Annotated in this window: 22 protein-coding genes; 13 read left to right on the top strand and 9 right to left on the bottom strand. The window is 61.3% G+C overall.

Features of this window, described 5'->3' with window-relative positions; translation table 11 throughout:
* Nucleotides 1-135: 135 nt before the first annotated feature.
* Complete coding sequence (gntR, locus tag ACVHNU_RS18065) at nt 136-1167, bottom strand: HTH-type transcriptional regulator GntR (RefSeq protein WP_045122601.1); 1032 nt, start codon at nt 1165-1167, stop codon at nt 136-138.
* Nucleotides 1168-1383: 216 nt separating this feature from the next.
* On the opposite strand from gntR, the gene ACVHNU_RS18060 reads away from it, so the two are divergent.
* The gene (locus ACVHNU_RS18060) at nt 1384-1917 is read left to right on the top strand and encodes a gluconokinase (protein WP_003227379.1); all 534 of its coding nucleotides are present in this window, start codon (nt 1384-1386) and stop codon (nt 1915-1917) included.
* An 82-nt stretch (nt 1918-1999) separates the two neighbouring features.
* Entirely contained in the window at nt 2000-3355 is a 1356-nt protein-coding gene (locus tag ACVHNU_RS18055; RefSeq protein WP_201136783.1) for a GntP family permease, read from the top strand.
* 183 nt (nt 3356-3538) lie between these two features.
* On the opposite strand, the gene alaC is transcribed toward ACVHNU_RS18055, so the two are convergent.
* Nucleotides 3539-4753: an alanine transaminase gene (gene alaC, locus ACVHNU_RS18050; protein WP_003227374.1), complete on the bottom strand. Its 1215-nt coding sequence runs from the start codon at nt 4751-4753 to the stop codon at nt 3539-3541.
* A 136-nt stretch (nt 4754-4889) separates the two neighbouring features.
* Here alaC and ACVHNU_RS18045 point away from each other — a divergent pair, with 136 nt between their 5' ends.
* From ACVHNU_RS18045 to ACVHNU_RS18035, 3 genes are all read left to right on the top strand, one after another.
* Nucleotides 4890-5552: a LysE family translocator gene (locus ACVHNU_RS18045; protein ID WP_201136784.1), complete on the top strand. Its 663-nt coding sequence runs from the start codon at nt 4890-4892 to the stop codon at nt 5550-5552.
* A gap of 68 nt (nt 5553-5620) precedes the next feature.
* Nucleotides 5621-6115, top strand: a complete 495-nt coding sequence (locus ACVHNU_RS18040) for a GyrI-like domain-containing protein (RefSeq protein WP_003227370.1) — start codon at nt 5621-5623, stop codon at nt 6113-6115.
* Between the two features lie 323 nt (nt 6116-6438).
* Complete coding sequence (locus ACVHNU_RS18035; protein ID WP_400497907.1) at nt 6439-6927, top strand: GNAT family N-acetyltransferase; 489 nt, start codon at nt 6439-6441, stop codon at nt 6925-6927.
* 170 nt (nt 6928-7097) lie between these two features.
* On the opposite strand, the gene ACVHNU_RS18030 is transcribed toward ACVHNU_RS18035, so the two are convergent.
* On the bottom strand, nt 7098-7583 hold the full coding sequence (locus tag ACVHNU_RS18030; RefSeq protein WP_473017988.1) for a GNAT family N-acetyltransferase: 486 nt from the start codon (nt 7581-7583) through the stop codon (nt 7098-7100).
* Between the two features lie 142 nt (nt 7584-7725).
* Here ACVHNU_RS18030 and ACVHNU_RS18025 point away from each other — a divergent pair, with 142 nt between their 5' ends.
* Genes ACVHNU_RS18025 through ACVHNU_RS18015 form a run of 3 tightly spaced genes read left to right on the top strand, consistent with a single transcriptional unit; the run spans nt 7726 to nt 9758 of the window.
* On the top strand, nt 7726-8151 hold the full coding sequence (locus ACVHNU_RS18025) for a YybH family protein (RefSeq protein ID WP_473017987.1): 426 nt from the start codon (nt 7726-7728) through the stop codon (nt 8149-8151).
* A gap of 40 nt (nt 8152-8191) precedes the next feature.
* Nucleotides 8192-8536, top strand: coding sequence for a YciI family protein (locus tag ACVHNU_RS18020; protein ID WP_127651315.1), 345 nt, complete (start codon nt 8192-8194; stop codon nt 8534-8536).
* Nucleotides 8529-9758: an RNA polymerase sigma factor gene (locus ACVHNU_RS18015; protein WP_473017986.1), complete on the top strand. Its 1230-nt coding sequence runs from the start codon at nt 8529-8531 to the stop codon at nt 9756-9758. The genes ACVHNU_RS18020 and ACVHNU_RS18015 overlap by 8 nt, the downstream gene beginning before the upstream one ends.
* Before the next feature lie 147 nt (nt 9759-9905).
* Here the strand turns inward: ACVHNU_RS18015 and ACVHNU_RS18010 are convergent, their stop codons facing one another.
* Complete coding sequence (locus ACVHNU_RS18010; RefSeq protein ID WP_473017985.1) at nt 9906-10631, bottom strand: SDR family oxidoreductase; 726 nt, start codon at nt 10629-10631, stop codon at nt 9906-9908.
* A 111-nt stretch (nt 10632-10742) separates the two neighbouring features.
* Between ACVHNU_RS18010 and ACVHNU_RS18005 the strand changes: the two genes are divergently transcribed.
* Nucleotides 10743-11579, top strand: coding sequence for a LysR family transcriptional regulator (locus ACVHNU_RS18005; protein WP_473017984.1), 837 nt, complete (start codon nt 10743-10745; stop codon nt 11577-11579).
* Nucleotides 11580-11675: 96 nt separating this feature from the next.
* On the opposite strand, the gene ACVHNU_RS18000 is transcribed toward ACVHNU_RS18005, so the two are convergent.
* Nucleotides 11676-12530, bottom strand: a complete 855-nt coding sequence (locus tag ACVHNU_RS18000) for a LysR family transcriptional regulator (protein ID WP_262142116.1) — start codon at nt 12528-12530, stop codon at nt 11676-11678.
* Between the two features lie 89 nt (nt 12531-12619).
* Between ACVHNU_RS18000 and ACVHNU_RS17995 the strand changes: the two genes are divergently transcribed.
* Nucleotides 12620-13051 (top strand): multidrug/biocide efflux PACE transporter, encoded by a 432-nt coding sequence (locus ACVHNU_RS17995; protein WP_201136792.1) that lies wholly within the window; start codon nt 12620-12622, stop codon nt 13049-13051.
* 159 nt (nt 13052-13210) lie between these two features.
* On the opposite strand, the gene ACVHNU_RS17990 is transcribed toward ACVHNU_RS17995, so the two are convergent.
* Nucleotides 13211-13966 carry an SDR family NAD(P)-dependent oxidoreductase gene (locus ACVHNU_RS17990; RefSeq protein ID WP_201136793.1) on the bottom strand — a complete coding sequence of 252 codons (756 nt, stop codon included), beginning with the start codon at nt 13964-13966 and terminating at the stop codon, nt 13211-13213.
* Nucleotides 13967-14086: 120 nt separating this feature from the next.
* Here ACVHNU_RS17990 and ACVHNU_RS17985 point away from each other — a divergent pair, with 120 nt between their 5' ends.
* Complete coding sequence (locus ACVHNU_RS17985; protein WP_473017983.1) at nt 14087-14983, top strand: LysR family transcriptional regulator; 897 nt, start codon at nt 14087-14089, stop codon at nt 14981-14983.
* 118 nt (nt 14984-15101) lie between these two features.
* Here ACVHNU_RS17985 and ACVHNU_RS17980 read toward each other — a convergent pair whose 3' ends face one another.
* Together ACVHNU_RS17980 and ACVHNU_RS17975 are read right to left on the bottom strand one after the other, a co-directional pair.
* Entirely contained in the window at nt 15102-16715 is a 1614-nt protein-coding gene (locus tag ACVHNU_RS17980; RefSeq protein WP_473017982.1) for an inorganic phosphate transporter, read from the bottom strand.
* Between the two features lie 296 nt (nt 16716-17011).
* The gene (locus ACVHNU_RS17975; RefSeq protein ID WP_103486050.1) at nt 17012-18034 is read right to left on the bottom strand and encodes a transporter; all 1023 of its coding nucleotides are present in this window, start codon (nt 18032-18034) and stop codon (nt 17012-17014) included.
* Nucleotides 18035-18446: 412 nt separating this feature from the next.
* Between ACVHNU_RS17975 and ACVHNU_RS17970 the strand changes: the two genes are divergently transcribed.
* Nucleotides 18447-20069: a methyl-accepting chemotaxis protein gene (locus ACVHNU_RS17970; protein ID WP_473017981.1), complete on the top strand. Its 1623-nt coding sequence runs from the start codon at nt 18447-18449 to the stop codon at nt 20067-20069.
* A gap of 110 nt (nt 20070-20179) precedes the next feature.
* Nucleotides 20180-20626 carry a hypothetical protein gene (locus ACVHNU_RS17965; protein WP_473017980.1) on the top strand — a complete coding sequence of 149 codons (447 nt, stop codon included), beginning with the start codon at nt 20180-20182 and terminating at the stop codon, nt 20624-20626.
* A gap of 131 nt (nt 20627-20757) precedes the next feature.
* Here ACVHNU_RS17965 and ACVHNU_RS17960 read toward each other — a convergent pair whose 3' ends face one another.
* Nucleotides 20758-21933: a GAF domain-containing sensor histidine kinase gene (locus tag ACVHNU_RS17960; RefSeq protein ID WP_473017979.1), complete on the bottom strand. Its 1176-nt coding sequence runs from the start codon at nt 21931-21933 to the stop codon at nt 20758-20760.
* Between the last annotated feature and the right edge of the window lie 11 nt (nt 21934-21944).

The following is a 21944-nucleotide window of genomic DNA, read 5'->3' as shown; positions in this document are numbered from 1 at the left end:
ACACAAACCCCCTGTAGGAGTGAGCCTGCTCGCGATAGCGTTGTGTCAGGCGATGCATGTGTTGAATGACACACCGCTATCGCGAGCAGGCTCACTCCTACAGGGGGTGTGTTTCAACTCAGCATTTGGGAAGGATCAGGTACTCTCGCGAATCTTCAGTTCGAAGCCCATATCCTCAACCGGTCGCGCCACGCTGTTGCCGGCCATCAACGTCAACATCTGCTCCGCCGCACGCCGGCCGATTGCCTCGCGCGGGGTGTTGATGCTGCTCAGGCGCGGCACCATGTGCTCGGACATCGGCAAGTCGTTGAAGCCGAGGATCGCCACCTGCTCGGGGATCCTGATCCCGTTGCGCAACGCTTCCAGCAGCGCACCCTGCGCGAGATCGTCGTTACCAAAGAAGATCGCATCAACGTCCGGATGCGCCGCCAGCAGTTGCAGGAACAGCTCGCCGCCCAGGCCAACAGACGAGGAACGTGGGGTCAGCACTTCCAGATCCGGGTCGTAGCGACCGGCCTTTTGCAGGGCTTTGCGGAAACCTTCGCCGCGCAACAAAGTGCGCTGATCGAGTTGTGCGCCGATGTAGGCCAGACGCTTGCGCCCACGAGAGAGCAAATGTTCGGCAGCGGTTTCGCCGGCATTGAGCTGGGAGAAACCCACGCAATTCACCCCGGCGGCGCTGTCCAGTTCCATCATGTACACGCAGGGAATGTTGCTGGCCTCGATCATCCGCCGCGAACTTTCAGTGCGGTCGAAGCCGGTCAGCAGCAAACCGCGCGGCTGATAGGCCATGTAGTTGCGCAACAGGTTTTCTTCTTCATCGCGCGAGTAGTGGAAGTTGCCGATCAGCACTTCGAAGCCCTTGGGCGTGAGTACCCGATGAATGGCTTCCAGCGTATCGATGAACAACAGGTTGGACAGCGACGGCACCAGCACCACTACCGAATGGCTCTGCGCCGAGGCCAATGCGCGGGCGGCAGGGTTGACCACGTAGTTGAGTTCGAGCGCGGCTTTCTGCACTTTTTCCACCAGTTCGGTGGCCACGGTGCTGACTCCGCGCAGGGCACGGGAGGCGGTAATCGGGCTCACGCCGGCGAGGCGGGCAACTTCATTAAGGGTGGGACGGCCGGTGGTGCGAGTGTTTTTATCGTTTTTAGGGGTGGTCATCGGGCGGCTTGCCAAACAAAAATCAAGGCACTAAGGTAGCGCTGTCCTGATGCAGCTGCAAATGCGTAAGCGAGGTCCTGCCTGATCTCGCTTTTTGGCGTTGGGGCGCAAACCTGCTGCAACCCAAAAAAACGACAAGAAGGCGTCGGCAACTTCTGCCTGTGCACTAGAGTCATAGCTAGCAAAGGTAGCGCTGTCTGCGCGCTGAGGTGTTATATGAGTCATCCCATCACCGCCCTGGTCATCATGGGCGTTGCCGGTTGCGGCAAGACGTGCGTCAGCGAGGCCCTGTGCCAATTGAGCGGCGCCACTGCCATTGAAGGCGATACTTTTCATCCGGCCGCCAACATCGAAAAGATGAGCGCGGGGATCCCCCTGAACGACGACGACCGTGCCGGCTGGCTCGACAGCCTGTGCGATGAACTGCGCCGTGTCGACGCCCTTGGCGAGCGTCCGGTGCTGACCTGTTCGGCCCTCAAACACAGTTATCGCGAAGTGCTGCGCAGTGCCTTGCCAGGCCTGGGCTTCGTGTTCCTGGAGCTGACCCCGGAAGTGGCCGCCGACCGTGTATCGCATCGCCCGGGCCACTTCATGCCGGCGACGCTGATCGAAAGCCAGTTCGCCACCCTCGAATCGCCGGTCGGCGAGCCGCTGACCCTGGCGCTGAATGCTTCGATCCACAGTGTTGAAGAGCTTGCCGCGCAAGCCCACGTCTGGTGGCAGGCCCATGGTCTGAAACAGGCGGTATGAGTGTGTTCATGCAGATAGCGCAGTCCTCACGATTTCTGTTCAACCCGCTTTAATAACAACAACAAGCCAGGAGACACCCCCAATGTTTGGCATGTCCCACGACACGTTTCTGCTGCTTGATGCAGTGGTCACGGTAATCGGGCTGATTGTCCTGATTACCAAGTTCAAGATTCACCCCTTCATCTCCCTGACCATTGCCGCTGCCTTTCTCGGGCTGACGTCCGGCATGCCGATCGGCACCATCATCAAGGCGTTCCAGGACGGCTTCGGTGGCGTGCTCGGTTTCGTCGGGATCATCCTTGCGCTGGGCACCATGCTCGGCAAAATGATGGCCGAATCCGGTGGTGCCGATCAGATCGCCCAGACCCTGATCCGCGCCTTCGGCAAGGAAAGGGTCCAGTGGGCGATGATGTTCGCCGCGTTCCTGGTGGGTATTCCGCTGTTCTTCGAAATCGGCTTCGTGTTGCTGATTCCGTTGGTGTTCATCGTCGCCCGGCGTACCGGTGTGTCGATCATCAAGATCGGTATCCCGCTGCTCGCTGGCCTGTCTGCGGTACACGGTCTGGTGCCCCCGCACCCGGGCCCGCTGCTTGCGATCGGGGTATTTGGCGCCGACATCGGCAAGACCATTCTCTACGGTCTGATCGTCGCACTGCCGACTGCAATCATTGCCGGTCCGATCTTCGGTACGTTCATTGCCAAGCACATTCCCGGCACGCCGAATCAGGACCTGGTCGATCAACTGGCCCGTGAGAACGACGAATCGGCCAAGCTGCCAAGCTTCAGCATCACCCTGATCACCGTGCTGCTGCCGGTGTTCCTGATGCTGCTGAAAACCTTCGCTGACGTGGCGCTGCCGGACGGTCACTTCTTCCGCACCTGGATGGACATGATCGGTCACCCGATCTCCGCACTGCTGCTGGCGTTGCTGCTGTCGCTGTACACCTTTGGCCACAAGCAGGGCATCGGTTCGCAGCAGATCCTCAAGTGGCTGGACGCGAGCCTGGCGCCGACCGCCGCGATCATCCTGATCATCGGTGCCGGTGGCGGCTTCAAGCAGATGCTGGTGACCAGCGGCGTGGGCGACGTGATCGGCCACATGGCGGTCAGCGCGCAGATCTCGCCGATCCTGCTGGCGTGGCTGGTGGCGGCGGTGATTCGTATCGCCACCGGTTCGGCCACCGTGGCGACCATCACTGGCGCGGGCATCGTGGTGCCGGTGGTGGGGATGATCCCGGGCGTCAACCGTGAACTGCTGGTGCTGGCCACCGGCGCCGGCTCGCTGATCCTGTCCCATGTGAACGACGCCGGTTTCTGGCTGGTGAAGCAGTACTTCAACATGACCGTGGCCGAAACCTTCAAGACCTGGACCGCGATGGAAACCATCCTGTCGGTGGTTGCGTTGGGCTTTATCCTGCTGTTGTCGCTGTTCGTCTAAGCAGCTTCTTGCAGACGCAAAAAAACCGCAGCGATGCGGTTTTTTTGTGGGTGACGGTATCAGGCTCAATACATTACCCCTGTGGGAGCGGGCTTGCCCGCGAAGGCGTCGTGTCAGTCGACATCAATGTTGTCTGAACCACCGCATTCGCGGGCAAGCCCGCTCCAACAGTGTGACGTGTTGTCAGACGGCTTTCGGTGCTAATCCATCCGCCCGGAACATCCCGCGAATTCCGCGCACCGCCTGACGAATCCGGTCCTGGTTTTCGATCAGCGCGAAGCGCACGTGATCATCACCATACTCACCAAAACCCACCCCCGGCGAGACGCAGACCTTGGCCTCGGCCAGCAGCTTCTTGGCGAACTCCAGCGAACCCAGATGCGCATAAGCTTCGGGAATCTTCGCCCAGACGTACATCGAAGCCTTCGGGTTCTCGACCATCCAGCCCAGCTCATGCAGGCCTTTGACCAGCACGTTGCGACGCTGGCGATACTGCTCGGCGATGTCGCGCACGCATTGCTGATCGCCTTCCAGCGCAGCAATCGCCGCCACCTGCAGCGGGGTGAAGGTGCCGTAGTCGTGGTAGCTCTTGATCCGCGCCAGCGCGTTGACCAGTTCCGGGTTGCCGACCATGAAGCCGATGCGCCAGCCGGCCATATTGTAGCTCTTGGACAGGGTGAAAAACTCCACCGCGATGTCCTTGGCGCCGGGCACCTGCATGATCGACGGGGCTTTCCAGCCGTCATAGACGATGTCGGCGTAAGCCAGGTCGTGCACCACCAGTACGTCGTACTGCTTGGCGAGGGCGATCACCCGTTCGAAGAAATCCAGCTCCACGCACTGCGCGGTGGGGTTGGACGGGAAACCGAGGATCATCATCTTCGGTTTCGGGATCGAGCCACGGATGGCCCGTTCCAGCTCAGCGAAAAAGTCTACGCCGGGCACCAGCGGCACCGAACGCACCTGAGCGCCGGCAATCACTGCGCCGTAGATGTGAATCGGGTAGCTCGGGTTCGGCACCAGTACCGTGTCGCCCTGATCCAGGGTCGCCAGCATCAGGTGCGCCAGGCCTTCCTTGGAACCGATGGTGACAATGGCTTCGCTTTCCGGGTCGATATCGACCGCGTAGCGTTCCTTGTACCAGTTGGAAATCGCCCGACGCAGGCGCGGAATGCCCTTGGACGTGGAGTAACCGTGGGTGTCTTCGCGTTGGGCAACCTGCACCAGTTTTTCGACGATGTGCGGCGGTGTGGCCCCGTCGGGGTTGCCCATGCTCAAGTCGATGATGTCTTCACCACGACGCCGCGCGGCCATCTTCAGCTCGGCGGTGATGTTGAAAACGTAAGGGGGGAGTCGATCAATGCGCGCAAAGCGGCGCGGCGAACCTTGTTCAGCCATTGTTGCCTCGGATAACGTAAGCGCCCGGAACCGTCCGAGCGACGCTGGTCACTGCGGTGACCTGTGGCGGAAGATAAGGGCAGCGATGGCGGACTGTCCAGCGTGCACGACAATAATTTTTCCAAGGAAATGCTTAATGGAATTCACCAGCGGCTTCTTGCTGAGCCTCTCGCTGTGCCTGGATATCGGCGTGGCCAACATCGCAATGATCACGTTGGCGATGCAGCGCGGTTACTTTCAGGGCTTCGCGCTGGGCCTCGGCACCTGCGTCGGCGACCTGATCTACGCGGTGCTGGCGCTGGCCGGGATGACCGTGCTGTTGCAGTACGAGACCGTGCGCTGGGTGCTGTGGATCGGCGGGTCGGCGCTGCTGATCTACTTTGCGGCGAAGATGATCTATTCGGCGATTCACCACGAGGCGCAGTTGGCAGCGACGGCGGAAGTGGGGCAGAACTCGCATCGCAAGGAGTTCTTTCGCGGGATCTTCCTCGCCATGTCCTCGCCCAGCGCGATTCTGTGGTTCGCCGCGGTTGGCGGCACCCTGATCGCCCGCTCCGGTGGCGGCGGCCCGCTGAGCTCGGCGTTGTTCCTCGGCGGTTTCCTCTGCGCCGGGCTGCTGTGGTCGGCCGGTCTGTGCTTCGCCGCGAGCCACGGCGGCAAGCTGCTGGGTGACAAACTGTTGCGCTATTCCTACATGGCATCGGCGGCGATCTTCTGCTATTTCGCGGTTTACGTGATCGTATCCGGTTATAACGAGTTCGTTGGCTCCGGGGCCGCCGACCAGTTGCACGCCCTGTAACATTGCGAATCGGGTTTGGCTTCTATACTCAGCAGCCGAACCCCTTCTTTTGTTCCAGGAGTCGAGTCATGGATGAGCAAAAACGCGTCGAAGTGGCTGAACCTCGCTTCGAACATGGACACTTCCTGCTGATCGCAGGATTTCGTGGTCGATTTACCCAGGACACCGCCAAGGACATCCCCGCGCTGTGGGAAAAGTTCTTGCCGCACCTGGGAAAGATACAGGGACAAAAAAACGAAGTGACCTACGGCGTCTGCAGCAATTTCGACGGCAAGGGTGGCTTTGATTACATCGCCGGGGTGGAAATCAGCAAGCTTGATGACCTCGACCAGAAGATCTACCAGTGGGTTGAAGTGCTGCCCCGGCAGTACGCGGTGTTCGAGCACAAGGGCCCGCTCGATCAGTTGCCGCAGACCCTGCAATACATCTACAAGACCTGGCTGCCGACCTCCCACTACGTGGAACTGAATGCCCCGGAGCTGGAACGCTACAGCGCCGATTTCAATCCGCGACTGCACACCGGCAAACTGGAAATCTGCGTGCCGGTCGATACCAAGGCCTGAGCCATAAAACATGAGGCGGATCACTGATCCGCCTCATGTTTTCAACCGCGTTTACCCTTGCCCACCCGTCGCGCCCGCAACAGGTCAATGCCCAGGGTGATAAAGCCGAAGGTACTGATGCCCAACACCATCAACAGGCCGATTTCAACGCTGCTCATAAGCGGTTCCCCTCAAGGGTGATCTGAGACACACCGCAGAAATAGCCCGCCGCCCGCACGAAGAAAAGCGCTTATACGCAGGCTTTACGCCGCCCGTGCGGATCGATATGAACACCTTATTCCTTTATGCTTTGCGCACTTTTCTCCGCTGATTTTCGAGCTGCCATGAACACCGTCATCCGCAACGTCACCGCCGCCGACCTGGATCGCTGCTACGCCATCGAAACCGTTGCCTACGAAGGCGATGAAGCCGCCACCCGCGAAAAGATCGCCACGCGCATTGCCACTTGGCCAGAGGGTTTCATCGTCGCCGAAGTGGACGGCGTGGTCGCCGGTTTCATCAACTCGGGCGCGGCGTTTGAGGTGCAGATGTCGGACGAGGCGTTCAAGGAACTGATCGGCCATGATCCGAAGGGCCCGAACGTGGTGATCATGTCGGTGGTGGTGCACCCGGACTATCAGGGGCAGGGCCTGGCCAAGCGGCTGATGACCGAGTTCATCGAGCGCATGCGCGGGATGGACAAAGCGACGATTCACCTGATGTGCAAAGAGAAGCACATTCCGCTGTATGCCGGGTTTGGCTTTGCCTATATCAAGCCGTCGGAGTCAGACCATGGCGGGATGGCGTGGCACGAGATGATCCTGACCCTATAAGCCAACACCATTCAAAACTGTAGGAGCTGCCGAAGGCTGCGATCTTTTGATCTTGCTGTTAAGAAGATCAAGATCAAAAGATCGCAGCCTGCGGCAGCTCCTACAAGGGGATCACGTACTTTTTTCGGTCGTGGGCAGGCCGTAACATCGTCGTGCATCCCTTGATGATTTTAGAAAAACAGCCCCATGCGCCGCTCGTACCCGATCCGGCCCTTGTACGCTTCGCCGCTGTCGACGAAACCGTATCTGGCGTACAGCGCAATCGCCGCGTCGTTATCGGCGTCCACCGACAGTTCCAGCCCCTTGATCTCTGGCCATGCTTCACGCGCCACGTCGGGCAGCGCTTGCAGGCAGGCCTTGCCGTAACCCTTGCCTTGCGCGCGGTGATCGACCTGCAAGGCGTGCAGGGTGGCGCTGTGTTCATTGGCCCAGGCCGGCAGCACGGGCGGGCGCTTGAGCAGCAGGAACGCCACCGGCACCTGATCGGCCAGCAGCGCGAAACCTTTTACGCCAGGACCGGGTTTGGACAGCAGCGTGTGCAACGCGCCGTGAATGTCGCCGGAGAATTTGATCTGCTCGGGATGGATTTCAATCGCCTCGACTTGCTGGCGCTGCAAGGCGTTCAGGCTGTCGTACGGCACGAGTTGGGCTGACACGGGAATTTCCTTTTTCCTACAAAAGATGAGCCTCGGATTCTAGCGATTTTGTCTTCGGCGGAAATTTTTTGTTTCGTCTGTCGATAGGCTCGATGGCCGAACGACTAAGAGTGTCTTCACAACAAAAACCACGGAGAACACCATGAGCGCACAGACTGAAATCCAGACCCTGATCAACACCTACCGCGACGCGGTAATGACCAAGAACGTCGACAAGGTGATGACGTTGTACACCGACGACATCGTCTCCTTCGACGCGATCAAGGCCCTGCAATTCAAGGGCAAAGCGGCCTACCGTGCACATTGGGAAGCCTGCATGGAAATGTGTTCCGGCCCGCACGTTTTCGAGTTTCACGAGATCGCCATCGAAACGACTGACAACCTCGCCTTCGCCCACTGGGTAACGCATTGCGGCGGCACCAACGACAAGGGCGAAACCCAGAGCTGCTGGATGCGCGCCACCGCGTGCTATCGGCAGGTCGGCGGGACGTGGAAAATCGCTCACGAGCACTGGTCGGCACCGTTCGATCCGATGAGCGGCGCCACGCTGTTCGATGTGCAGCCCTGATCTTCAGCCATAGTTGATCCGTTCGATTCAGGAGAAAACCATGAAGTATCTATGCTTGGTCTACAGCGATGAGCGCCTGTTGCACACGCTGCCCGACAGTCCGGAAGACGCCGAATGCTGGGCCTACGCCGAGTCGATTCAGGGCAGCGGGCGGATGGTCGCGGCCGAAGCGCTGGAGTCGGTGCAGACCGCGACCACGGTGCGTATGCGCAACGGCAAGCTGTCGATCACCGATGGCCCGTTCGCTGAAACCAAGGAGCAACTGGCCGGGTTTTACCTGATCGACGCCAAGGATCTGAACGAAGCGATTCAGGTCGCCGGGCATATTCCGGCGGCCCGGGTCGGCAGCGTCGAAGTGCGCCCGGTCCGGCAGTTGAATGTCTGACGTCCGGGTGCGGGTCGAGCAGGTCTATCGCGAAGACTCGCGGCGGATTCTGGCTACGCTGATTCGTCTGCTCGGCGATTTCGACCTCGCCGAAGAAGCCTTGCACGAGGCGTTCTTCGTCGCGGTCGAGCGCTGGCAGCGCGACGGCGTGCCGGACAATCCGCGTACCTGGCTGGTGTCCACCGGGCGCTTCAAGGCCATCGATGTATTGCGCCGCCGCGCCCGCTTCAAGGCCTCGCAGCCGCTGTTGCTGGCGCAGCTCGAAGAACTGGAGCAGGCCGACTGGAGTGGCGAAGACGTGGAAGACGACCGCCTGCGGCTGATCTTCACCTGCTGTCACCCGGCGCTGGCGGCGGATGCGCAAGTGCCACTGACCCTGCGTGAAGTCTGCGACCTGACCACCGAGGAAATCGCCCGCGCGTTTCTCTCGGCACCGGCGGCGATTGCCCAGCGCATCGTGCGGGCCAAGGCCAAGATTCGCGACGCCAGAATCCCTTATCAAGTCCCCAGCCTGAGCGAATTGCCCGAGCGCCTCGACAGCGTGCTACGGGTGATTTATCTGGTGTTCAACGAAGGCTATTCGGCGTCGATGGGGGCGGAGGTGACGCGTGAAGAGCTGACCCGCGAGGCGATCCGGCTCGGGCGGTTGCTGATGGAGCTGCTGCCGGAACCGGAGGTCATGGGCTTGCTCGCGCTGATGCTGTTGCACGAATCACGTCGGCCGGCGCGCACTTCGCCCAGTGGTGAACTGGTGCTGCTGGATGACCAGGATCGTTCGCACTGGGATGCCGGGTTGATCGCCGAAGGCTGCGCGCTGGTGGAGCGGGCGCTGACCACCCGACGCTTCGGGCCGTATTGTCTGCAAGCGGCAATAGCGGCGGTGCACGCCGAAGCGCCGTCAGCGGCGGAAACGGATTGGCAGCAGATAGTGGGGCTGTATGACGTGTTGTTGCGGGCGTCGCCGTCGCCGGTGATCGAGTTGAATCGCGCGGTGGCGGTGGCCAAGCGCGATGGGGCGTTGGCGGGGCTGACGCTGATCGAGGGGATACTGGATCGCGGCGAGTTGCAGGATTACCACCTGGCGCATTCGGCGCTGGCGGAGTTTTGTCGGCAGTTGGGTCGGGTGGAGCAGGCGCGGGCGGCTTATTTGCGTGTCCTGGAGCTGACCCGGCAGGAGCCGGAGCGGCGGTTTATCGAGGGGCGGCTGGCGCAATTGGATTGATCTGAAATCTTCGGTGGCAGTGCCGACCCCTTCGCGGGCAAGCCCGCTCCCACAGTGTCCGTGGTGTACACAAAATCTATAACCACCGCAGATCCCTGTGGGAGCGGGCTTGCTCGCGAAGGGGCCCGTCAAGGCAGCATCAAACCATCAGGCCTGCTGCCGGGTCGCAGCCAGCACGATCTCGCGAATGCACACGCCCTGCGGCTGCTCATACGCATAGGCAATCGCCGTCGCCACATCCTCGGCGCTCAATACCGTGCCGCCCATCTCCTGCTTCCACGCCTGATAGCCGGTCTTGATCGCCTCATCGGTGGTGTGGCTGAGCAATTCGGTCTCCACCGCACCCGGTGCAATGGTGGTTACGCGCACGTTGTGCGGCGCCAGTTCTTCGCGCAGGTTTTCCGACAAACCATGCACCGCGAACTTGGTGCCGACATACGCGACATGATTCGGGAAAGTCTTGCGCCCGGCCACCGAGCTGACATTGATGATCGTGCCGTGCTTGCGTTCGACCATCCCGGCGACGACGGCATGCACGCCGTTGAGCAGACCCTTCACATTGACGTCGAGCATCTGCTCCCACTGCGCCGGATCCTGCTCGCTCATCGCCCCCAGCAGCATCACGCCGGCGTTGTTGATCAGCGCGTCGGCCGGGCCGAATTCTGCTTCTGCTTCGGCGACTGCCGCGAGCAGGGCGGTGCGATCAGTGATGTCGACCTGACGGCTGAGGCTGTTCGGCAGCTCCAGTGCCTCCAGGCGTTCGATCCGGCGCGCCAGCAGCAACAACGGATGCCCGGCAGCGTTGAAACGGCGAGCGGCGGCTGCGCCAATGCCCGAACTGGCGCCGGTGATGATGATCAAGGGCTTGCTCATACGTGAACTCCTGAAATAAGAAAATCAAATGACTGAATGCTGGGCGCAGTATATTTAGCGCGTTCTCGGCTGAAAAATGCCTTATTCCTCTGTCTGTCATCGGAATCACCTATGGATATCCGTCACCTCAAAGCCTTCCTCGCGGTGTTCGAAGAACGCAATATCACGGCAGCGGCACAACGCTTGTTCATCAGTCAGCCGACCCTGTCGGTGACCATCAGGCAGCTTGAAGAAGAACTCGGCGCGACGCTGTTCGTGCGTCAACCGCGTGGGGTCGAGGTCAGCGCCGAGGCGCGGTTGCTGTACCCGCAGGCGCGGCGCATGGTCGCTGAGGCCGAAGCCTTGAGCCGGATGTTTCGCGGCGGCGAGAATCGCGTGCCGCTGATGCTCGGCATCGAAGGCGACATCGCCGCCAGCCACATCGAAGCCTTCGTGCGCATGGCCCATCAGGCCTTGCCGAATCTGCTGCTGACGCTGGAGGAGGGTTGTCACGGTGACGGGCGGCTGGCGGTGGAGGAGATGTGCTGCGAGGACGAACTGTTCCTGCCGCTGTGGGAAGAACCCTATGTGATGGCGCTGCCGCTGGAGCATCCGATGGCGGTGGCGCAGGCCGGATGGGCGCCGATTGAAGACTGGATCACCTGCCCGCAGCATCCGTCGCATCAGCGCTTGATGGCGTTGTACGGGCGCTCGCCGGAGGCGGTGGCGGGGCATGCGGGCTCGTTGCAGCAGGCGCTGCACATGGTCGCGGCGGGTGTCGGCGTGGCGATGTTGCCGCAGTCGCTCGTCAGCGGGCATGCGCGGGTGGTGGTACGTGCGCTGCACTTGCCGGCGCCGACTCGCCGGGTCGGCTTGTGCTACGCGGCGCAGGCGCTGGAGTTGCCGGCGATGCGTGGGTTGCAGGGGTATTTTCAGGAGAACCGGCCGGTGGACATTGCAGCGGCCTGACCGATCGCTTTCGCGAGCAGGCTCGCTCTCACATTGGATCTGTGGTGTTCACAAAATCCTTGTGGGAGCTAGCCTGCTCGCGAAGGGGCGCACCACCTATTCCAGCATCTTGCTCAGCAACCAACTTCCCGCCGGCCCCGGCGGATACAGCCGCGACCACAATGCATCGACATACACCGGCCGCGGCCAGCCACGCACCGTCAACTCCACCAGCGTGTCGTTGCCGAAGCGCGCCACCAGCCAGCGTGGCAGCGCCGCCCAGCCGAAGCCCATTTCCGCCATTTCCATGAGCATCAGGTAACTCGGCGCCGACCATACCCGGCCCTTCGCCCGGCTGTCATAGGGATTGACGATGGTCGCCAGGCGCAACTCGCGATGCTGCTCCAGCACTTGCTGGTCGACACATTCGATGCCGGTCAACACATGATCACGTTTGACGAACAGCGCCAGGTCCGTGCGCTCGGCGACGGTCGAGGTCACCAGATCCGGCGGATAGGTGTCCTGCATTTCGGCAAACGCCAGATGCGCGCGGCCACGCTGGACCAACTCGATCAGGTCGTCACACTCGGCGATCAGGCATTCCAGTTCCAGATCGGGATAACGCTGTTCGAAGCCGACCAGCGCCGCCTCGAAACGCGCCGATTGATAGGTGTCGGAAATCGCCACGGTCAGCTTCGGCTCGACGCCTTCGGCCAGTTGGCGGGCGGTCATTTGCAGACGACTGGTGGCCGCCAGAATCGCCTCGGCCCGTTGCAGCATCACATGACCGGCCGGGGTCAGGGTCGGTTTGCGGCTGCTGCGGTCGAACAGCACCAGATCCAGATCGATCTCCAGGCTCGCCACTGCCGCACTGATGGTCGACTGACTGCGCCCCAGTTTGCGCGCCGCCGCCGAAAACGAACCTTGAGTGGCCGCTTGGACAAACGCCAGCAGCACTTCTTGCGAAGCCATGAACTATCGCCTTGATCGATGGTTATTGGTTGTGAAGTATCGGTGTGAGGGCCGATCATGGCAACTCTCTTCACTCAAGGAGTCAGGCCATGACGGCTAACAAATCCATTGTTGAACGTATCTTTCAGGCCATCGGTTTCGAGTTTCTGGCGATCCTGATCTGTACGCCGTTGCTGGCGTGGATCATGGACAAGCCGCTGTTGGACATGGGCGCCGTAACCGTGCTGATCGCTCTGCTGGCGCTGGCGTGGAACGTGCTGTTCAACGGTTTTTTCGACCGCATGCTCAAGCGCCTGAACGTCGCGCACAACGCCTGGACGCGGGTGGTCCACGCGCTGTTGTTTGAAGGCGGGTTGATCGTGATGGGCGTGCCGCTGATTGCCTGGTGGCTGTCGGTCAGCCTGTGGCAGGCGTTCTTGCTGGACATCGGCGTGCTGCTGTTTTTCCTGCCGTACACCTATGTGTATCACTGGGGGTATGACGTGGTGCGCGAGCGGTTATTGATGGCCCGTGCTGCTTAAGTCTGGAACACAACCTGTGGCGAGGGAGCTTGCTCCCGCTCGGCTGCGCAGCAGTCGTAAACCCGATAAACGCGGTCTGTCTGTCAGACCGCATTGGCCGGTTTTGGGGGGCGCTTCGCACCCCAGCGGGAGCAAGCTCCCTCGCCACAATGTTTAGGTTTAGAGGAACATCCCGCCCGATGCCTCGACCCGCTGTCCGTTGATCCACTGCGCTCCCGGCGCCAGCAACATCGACAACGCACCACCAATGTCATCTGGCTGCCCGGCGCGACCCAGTGCGGTGTTGCTCGCGACCATCGCGTTCAACGCCGCGTTGTCGCGCACCGCGCCGCCACCAAAATCGGTCTCGATCGCGCCCGGCGCGAGAATGTTCACGCCGATCTGCCGCGCGCCCAGCTCCTTGGCCTGATAGCGGGTCAGCACTTCCATCGCGCCTTTCATCGCCGCGTAGGCGGCATAACCCGGCAGGCTGAAGCGGGTCAGGCCGCTGGAGATGTTGATGATCCGGCCGCCGTCATTGATCAGCGGCAGCAGTTGCTGAGTCAGGAAGAACGGCCCTTTGAGCTGGATGTTCATCAGCAGGTCGAATTGTTCCGGGGTGGTCTCGGCGAACAGCGCGTGGACACCGATCCCGGCATTGTTGATCAGGAAGTCGAAGCGCGGACGCTCCAGTTGCTGCAGCGCTTGCGCAACCCGCGAGGCGAAATCGGCAAAGGTTTCGCTGCGGCCGACATCCAGTTGCAGCATCACGGCTTTGGCGCCGCGTTGTTCCAGTTCTGCGACCAGTGCCTGGGCTTCATCGGCGCGGCTATTGTAGGTGCCGATGATGTCCACGCCCTGCGCGGCGAGGTGCAGCGCGGCATTCTTGCCCAGGCCCCGGCTGGCGCCGGTGATCAATGCGATTTTGCGGCTCATGTGAAATCCTCGATTGCGGTGAGTGGTGATGAGCAAAGTTTATTTATCCGCCATTGGGTGATAAACAGACTGAAACCGGAATCACTGATCGACTCCGCCGAACAATCAACGGGTGTCCTGATGAACAAACTGGAACTGCTGCACACCTTCGTCCGGGTCAGCGAACTGTCGAGTTTCACCCTCGCCGGGGAGAGTCTCGGGCTGCCGCGCTCGACCGTGTCGGAGCATGTGCAGGCGCTGGAAACCCTGCTTGGCACGCGCTTGCTGCAACGCACCACGCGCAAGGTGCAGGCGACTCAGGACGGCCTGGTGCTGTACGAACGCAGCAAGGATCTGCTGTCGCACATGGACGAGATCGAAGGTCTGTTTCGTCAGGATCCGGCGTCGCTGAGCGGGCGGATTCGTGTCGATATGCCGAACATCCTCGCGCGTCGCTTGATCATGCCGCTGCTGCCCGAGTTCATGGCGCGCCACCCGAATCTGGAATTGGAGATCAGCAGCACCGACCGCCGCGTCGATCTGCTCAGCGAGGGCTTCGATTGCGTGGTGCGCATTGGCGCGCAGCCGGATCAATCGGTGGTGGCGCGGCATCTGGGCGACTTTCCGATGATCAACTGCGCCAGCCCCGCTTACCTCGAACGCCATGGCGTACCGCAGACCCTGGAGGATCTGGCGCAGCATCGGCTGGTGCATTACGTCGGCGTGCTGGGTTCGCGTTCCGAAGGTTTTGTGTATGAACAGGACGGACAGGTGCGGCGCCTACCGATGGCTGGCAGTGTCACGGTCAACAGCACCGATGCCTATGAGTCGGCGTGCCTCGGCGGTTTCGGCCTGATCCAGGTGCCGCGCACCGGCATGCAGCCGCATCTGGACAATGGTGAACTGCTGACTGTGCTGCCACAGTTCACGGCGCCGGCGATGGGCATTTCTATCCTGTATGCGCGGCAACGGCACTTGCCGCTGCGGGTGCGGGTGTTCATGGATTGGTTGGGGGAGGTGATTCGTTCCGCGCTCTAGCCAACAACACAAATCCAAATGTAGGAGCTGCCGAAGGCTGCGATCTTTTGATTTTGCTTTTTAAAAACAAGATCAAAAGATCGCAGCGTGCCGCAGCTCCTACAGGGGATTTGTGGGGTCAGAAAATCTGGGTGAACAGCCAGTACAGGCTGCCCGACAGCAGAATCGCCGCCGGCAAGGTCAGCACCCACGCCATCAGCAGGTTGCGGATGGTCTTCATCTGCAGCCCGCCGCCATTGGCAACCATGGTCCCGGCCACACCCGATGACAACACGTGAGTGGTCGACACCGGCAAACCGAACATGTCCGCCGCGCCGATGGTCAGCATCGCCACGGTTTCCGCCGAGGCGCCTTGGGCGTAGGTCAGGTGAGTCTTGCCGATCTTCTCGCCGACCGTCACCACAATGCGTTTCCAGCCGACCATGGTGCCGAGGCCCAGGGCGATGGCCACGGCGATCTTCACCCACAACGGAATGAAGCGAGTGGCGTTGTCGATCTGCTGCTTGAACAGCTGCAGTTTGTCAGTGGTGTCGGCGTCGAAGTTGCCGACCTTGTTCTTGTCCATCAGGCGAATGCTTTCGCTGGCCAGGTACATGTCATTACGCACGTTGCCCATGGCTTCGGCCGGGACTTTCGACAGCGAGCCATAGCCTTTCACCTCTTCGCCAATGTGCCCGGTGAGGGCGGCGAGGGCGGGGATCAGTTGCGGGGTGGCTTGCTTGCTGCGCACGTAATCGGACAGCACCGGGCGCGGATCGACCGGGGCTGGCAGCGGGGTATTTTTCACCAGCGCTTGCTGGGTGACTTCGGCGACGGCAGCGAACTGCAACGCCTGATCGGCCGGCATGGTGCGGTTCAAGGCGTAGGCCATTGGCAAGGTGCCGACCAGAATCAGCATGATCAGGCCCATGCCTTTCTGCCCGTCGTTGGAGCCGTGGGCGAAGGACACGCCGGTGCAGGTGGCGATCAGGAGACCGCGAATCCACCACGGTGGCGGGTTGTTGCCTTCCGGTGCCTTGTACAGCGCGCGATTCTTGATGAAGGCGCGCATGGCCAGCAGCAACAGCGCCGCGCAGCCGAAGCCCACCAGTGGCGACAACATCAGCGCATAACCAATCTTGGTCGCCTGCGCCCAGTCCACGCCACTGGTGCCGTCGCGTCCGTGCATCAAGGCATTGGCGACGCCGACGCCGATGATCGAGCCGATCAGTGTGTGGGAAGAGGAGGCCGGCAGGCCCAGCCACCAGGTGCCGAGGTTCCACAGGATCGCCGCGATCAACAGGGCGAAGATCATCGCGAAACCGGCGGACGAACCGACCTGCAGAATCAGCTCCACCGGCAGCAGGGCGATGATGCCGAACGCCACCGCGCCGCTGGACAGCAGCACCCCGAGGAAATTGAAGAACCCCGACCAGACCACCGCCACGTTCGGCGGCAGCGAGTGGGTGTAAATCACTGTCGCGACCGCGTTGGCGGTGTCGTGGAAACCGTTGACGAACTCAAAGCCCAGCGCAATCAGCAGCGCCACGCCGAGCAGCAGAAACGGGGTCCAGGTGGTGACGGTGGTGCCCAGCTCATGCATGTCGTGCATCAGGCTGTAAGCGGTGAACAGCATCCCCATCGCGAGCACCGCGAAAAAGATCACGTAGGTGAACGGGCCGGTTTTCTTGTCGAGGGCTGGCCTGCCACTGGGGGCAGAGGCCTGGCGGGCGGTCAGGGAGGGAGTAGCCATGAGCGGACAATCCTGAGCGAGGGAAGGAATGTCGGTCATGATCGTTGCTAAATATTACAGAGAGACTGCGGCAGGTCAGTGTTTGCTTTATTAGCCCTACCGCTGATCTAAAGAAGAATGAAGGTCCAGTGTGGGAGGGGGCTTTGGATGAAATATTCGGGCTGGTCGCTATCCAGGGTGGGAGTGGGCTTGCTCACGAAGAGGCCGGCAGATCCGACATCAATTTGGCTGACCTGACGCCTTCGGGAGCAAGCCCCCTCCCACAGAGATCTGTGGTGAACACATGAATCAGGGGGTCAATAATCCCCACGTTTGCGAAACGCCCAACGCCCGGCAATCGCGGTAAACGTCACCACCAGCGCCACCAGAATCCAGAACCCCTCCGGATCACCTGCCAGCGGCACGCCCCCCACGTTCATGCCGAAGAAACCGGCGATGATGTTGATCGGCAGCGCCAGCACCGTGACCACGGTCAGGGTGAACAGGGTGCGGTTGCTCTGTTCGTTGAGGTTGGCGGCGATTTCTTCCTGGAGCAATTTGATCCGCTCGCCGAGGGCGGTGAGGTCGTTGATGATCAGCGCGAACTCCTCGGTGGATTTGCGCAGCTCCTTGACGTCTTCCTTCTGCAGCCACGGCGGCGGACGGTTGAGCAGGCGCAGCAGCGAACCCGGCTCCAGCGCCAACAGGCGTTGCAGGCGTACCAGCACCCGGCGGTTGGCGCCGAGTTCGGCGCGGTTGGTCGACAGGCGTGAGGAGAGCAATTCGTCCTCGACCTGATCGACGCTCATGCTGGTCTTGCGCACGATCTGCGTCAGCACTTCGCCCTGATCGCGCAGCAAGTGCACCAGCAGTTCCGACGGCGAGCGAAAGCATTCGCCGGCCTTCACCGACGAACGCAATTTGTCCACCGAGTGCAGCGGTTGCAGGCGTGCGCTGACGATCAGTTTGCTGCGCACGCAAACCCACAGCGTCGACACGTCCGAGGAAACCATGCTGCTGAGGTTGAACACCACGTCGTTGACCACTGCCAATAACGCCGAGTCGACGTGTTCAATGCGTGTCGAACGCGAACCTTCGTGCAGCGCCTCGAAAAACTCTTCGGGCAATTGCAGATGACTTTTCATCCAGCGTTCGCACGCGGCGTGCGCCAGGTTCAGGTGCAGCCAGAGGAATTCATCACTGTCGCTGTCGTCTTGCAGACAACGCAGAGCGGTCGCCGAATCGACTTCGCGGCCACGTTCACCGGGACGAAAACGAAAGCCGTAAAGCAAACCGAACAAATCAGGATCGCGATGACTGATATCGAGGCTGTGATTCATGGAGGCTCGCTGCGAGGAGGGGGTGTCGGTCGCGGAATGGCAGGTTCACTGAGCCGCATCATCGCAATCACACATGACGCTTGTGTGACTGCAAAATGACAGTGATCGTGATCATTACCGGCAATCCTGTGGGAGGGGGCTTGCTCCCGAATGCGGATGATCATTGAGTGATGATGTGGATGACATGCCGCTTTCGCGAGCAAGCCCGCTCCCACCCTGTGCCATGGTCGATCACAGTCTCTTAATTCACCTACCAATGGTCGGATTTTCTTCAAGAAGCGCTCTGGTACGCCGATCACGCTTGGGTTACGTTGCGCGCGCTTGGCCATGAGCCAAGGCTCGCCGACACGGATGTCCGGCAAAATTCCACGCCTTACCGGGCGTGCCTCATCCCTGTCCTGAGTATCTCGCGATGCTGCAAAAATCCCTGAGAGCACAAATTCTCGCCCTGCTGAGCGGCAGCCTGCTGGCGATGCTGTTGATCGCACTGGCCTGCTTTCACTTCCTGTCCAACGGCGTGCAGAACTACAGCCAGTTGATCGCCGGCCCGTTGCACACCTCGCAACTGATCGACGAGGCCAACCTGCAATTCAAGGTGCAGGTGCAGGAATGGAAAAACGTCTTGCTGCGTGGCAAGCAACCGGCAGACCTGGCCAAGTACTGGAGCCAGTTCGAAGATCGTCAGCGCGATGTGCAGAACATTCTCGGTGAACTGGCCGGCCAGAAAGGCCTTGAGCCGGCGCTGAAAACCCGCATCGAACGTCTGCGTGAAGAGCACCGCCAACTCGGCAGCGCCTACCAGAAAGGTCGCGATGCCTACGTCGCTGCCGGTGGCGATCCAACGGCCGGCGACAGCGCCGTCAAAGGCGTGGACCGCGCCACCAGCGATCAGATGAGCGAACTGGTCGCCGAGCTGCGCAAGCAGGGTGATGTGTTGTCGGCCAGCATCAGCGAAAGCGCCGACCGTACTGTGTTGCTGGGGATTCTGGTGATGCTCGGCTCCGGTCTGCTGATCGGTTTGCTGAGCCTGTGGCTGGTCAACCGCAACCTGATCGACCCGATCCGCAAGCTGATCGATTACGTCACCCAATTGAGCCGTGGGCGCCTCGCCGAACGCGTCGCCAACGACCGTCAGGACGAGTTGGGCAACCTTGCTGCCGCGGCGAATACCCTGCGTGATTTTCTCGCCGAAACCTTCACCCAACTGCAACGCAGCGCCAGTGATCTGGACAGCGCCAGCGGCGAGCTGAACGCCATCGCTACAACCATGGCCGGCGGTACCAACGAGCAGTTCAATCGCACCGATCAGGTGGCCACGGCAATGAACGAAATGTCCGCCACCGCCCAGGAAGTCGCCCGGCATGCCGCCGATGCGGCGCGGGCTGCCGACGATGCCGACCAGTCCGCCCAGCAGGGTGAAAAGGTCATGCAGAGCACCATCCACAGCATCACCCGGATGCGTGGCGAAATCGCCAACACCGCAGAGGTGATCCGTCGTCTGGAAGCCGACAGCGGGCGCATCGGCAAGGTGCTGGAAGTGATCCGCGGCATCGCCGAGCAGACCAACCTGCTGGCGCTCAACGCGGCGATTGAAGCGGCACGGGCCGGCGAGGCCGGGCGTGGTTTTGCGGTGGTCGCCGACGAGGTGCGCAACCTGGCGCAGCGTACGGCGGAGTCGATCATCGAGATCAACCAGATCATTCAGAACGTGCAGACCGGTGCCGTGGACGCGGCGCAAGCGATCGAAAGCGGTCAGACGCGCAGCGACGAAAGTGTCGAGCAAGTGACCCAGGCCGGCGCCATGCTGGAGCGCATCACCCACGCCGTGGAAGCGATCCGCGACATGAACCGCCAGATCGCCACTGCTGCCGAAGAGCAAACCTCGGTGGCCGAAGACATCTCGCGCAACCTGACCGAGATCACCTCGATCGCCAGCACCAACCTCAACAGCGTGCAGCGCACCGAAAGCGCCAGCCAGAACCTGCATGGCCTGTCCGGGCAACTCAATGAAGTCACCGCGCGCCTGAGCGCCTGACGTCAGCCGACGTGTACCGGTTCGGTTACCGAGTCGGTACACAGTCGATCTCAAATCCGTGCGACTGCCGCCGATGGCCGGTTATCTATAACCGGCATTGGAGCCATCCCATGGTCAGCATCACCTCTGTTTCAATCAATCAGACCGTCACCACCGCCACCAGCAAAACCAAGATCAGCGACGCCAGTGACGACACCTCAACCAGTGGAACCAGCAGCGCGGGCGTCAGCGCCGATACCAGCAAAGTGGCGGCTGGCGGTGGCGCGGCTCCGGCGGGCGACAGCAGTTCCGACAGCAGCGGTGAGTCGGATTCGGTGAAAGAACTGCGCAAGCAGATCGCCGAGCTGCAAAAGCAATTGCAGGAACAGCAGCAGGCGCTGCAAGCGGCTCAGGCCAAGCAGGAAGACGCTGATGCCAAGGCTGCCGACGTGGCCTCCGCCGAGTCGCAAATCTCCAGCACCTCGGCGTCGTTGCAGACCGCGACGGCGGCGTTGTTGCAGGCGTTGCAGGATTCCGGGTCGAGCAGCTCGGGTTCGCTGGTCAGCACTTCGGCCTGATTCCCAAAGGCACTGAAAATCCAATGTGGGAGCGGGCTTGCTCGCGAATGCGGTGTATCAGTCACTGAAAATATTGACTGACACGACGCCTTCGCGAGCAAGCCCACTCCCACAGGGATCTGTGGTGTGTTTCAGATTGTCGGCAGGCTGAAGGTGAACAGCGTGCCGCTTTGGGCGGTGGACGCGACATGCAAGCGCCCGCCGTGGGACTGCGCGATCTGGCTGGCGATGTACAGACCCAGCCCGAGGCCGGCCTGGGGCGCGCTGCCGGCAGGGCGCGAGTAGGGGTGGAACAGGTGCGGCAGGACCGCATCGGGAATATGCCCCTGATTTTTCACCGCCAGCATCAACGCACCTTGCTCGACCTGAGCGATGACTTCGATATCCCCGGTCGGGTCGCCATGGGCCACGGCATTGGCCAGCAGATTCGACAGCAGCTGGGCAATCCGTCCACGGTCGCAGCGCACACCCTGCAAGTCGCCAATGGACGCACTGATCGTACGTCCGGGATGCACGTTGCGGATCTCCGTCACCACCTGCTGCACCGCTTCGGTCAGGTCCGTGCAGGGCTGGATATCCACCGGAATGCCTTTGCCCAAGCGCCCGCGAGCAAAGTCGAGTACGTCATCCACCAGCCGTGTCGCCCGTTGCGCACTGCCGAGGATATTACGCACCCGCACCTCGATGGCCGGATCCGGGTGCTTGCGCAGGAGCATTTCGGCGCCGGCGCTGATGGCGAACAACGGGTTGCGCAAGTCATGGCCGAGCACGGCGATGAACTGTTCTCGCAGCTCGGCGGTTTCGCGCTCCTGCAACAGCGCTGTTTCGGTGCGTTGCGCGTTTTCTTCTGCTTCGATCTGCAACGCGAGCATCCGCGCGAAAGACTCCATGGTGCTCTGGATAGTGCTGGACCTGAGCTGCGCCGGGATCGGATCGAGGGCGCAGATGGTGCCGAAGAACCGTCCGTCAGTGCGGAACACCGGCACCGAAATATAGCTCTCGAATTTGTACAGGCGCGGGGTGTGGTGATCACGGTAGAGTGGGTCTTCGCTGGCCTTGTCGATCACCACCGAGACATGTGACTGGCGGATCTCGTGGCACAGGGTGGTGACCACATCCAGTTCGCCGCCGACTTGCAGGCCGAATTCCAGTTGATCGAGCACCGCACACGTGGTCCACGAGTCCTCGGTGACCCGCGCCACGGCGGCAAAACGCATCCCGGTCAGTTCGCGGATCACCTGAAGGATGGCCGGCACCGCGCTAATGCGTCCGATGGTGGCGATGTCTGTTGCTTTGCTCTGCCCCATGCCATCGTTCC

This window comes from Pseudomonas sp. Ors-4-3C, assembly GCF_055755035.1.
Note: the sequence above shows the minus strand (reverse complement) of the source record. Positions and strands in the feature narration are given on the sequence as shown.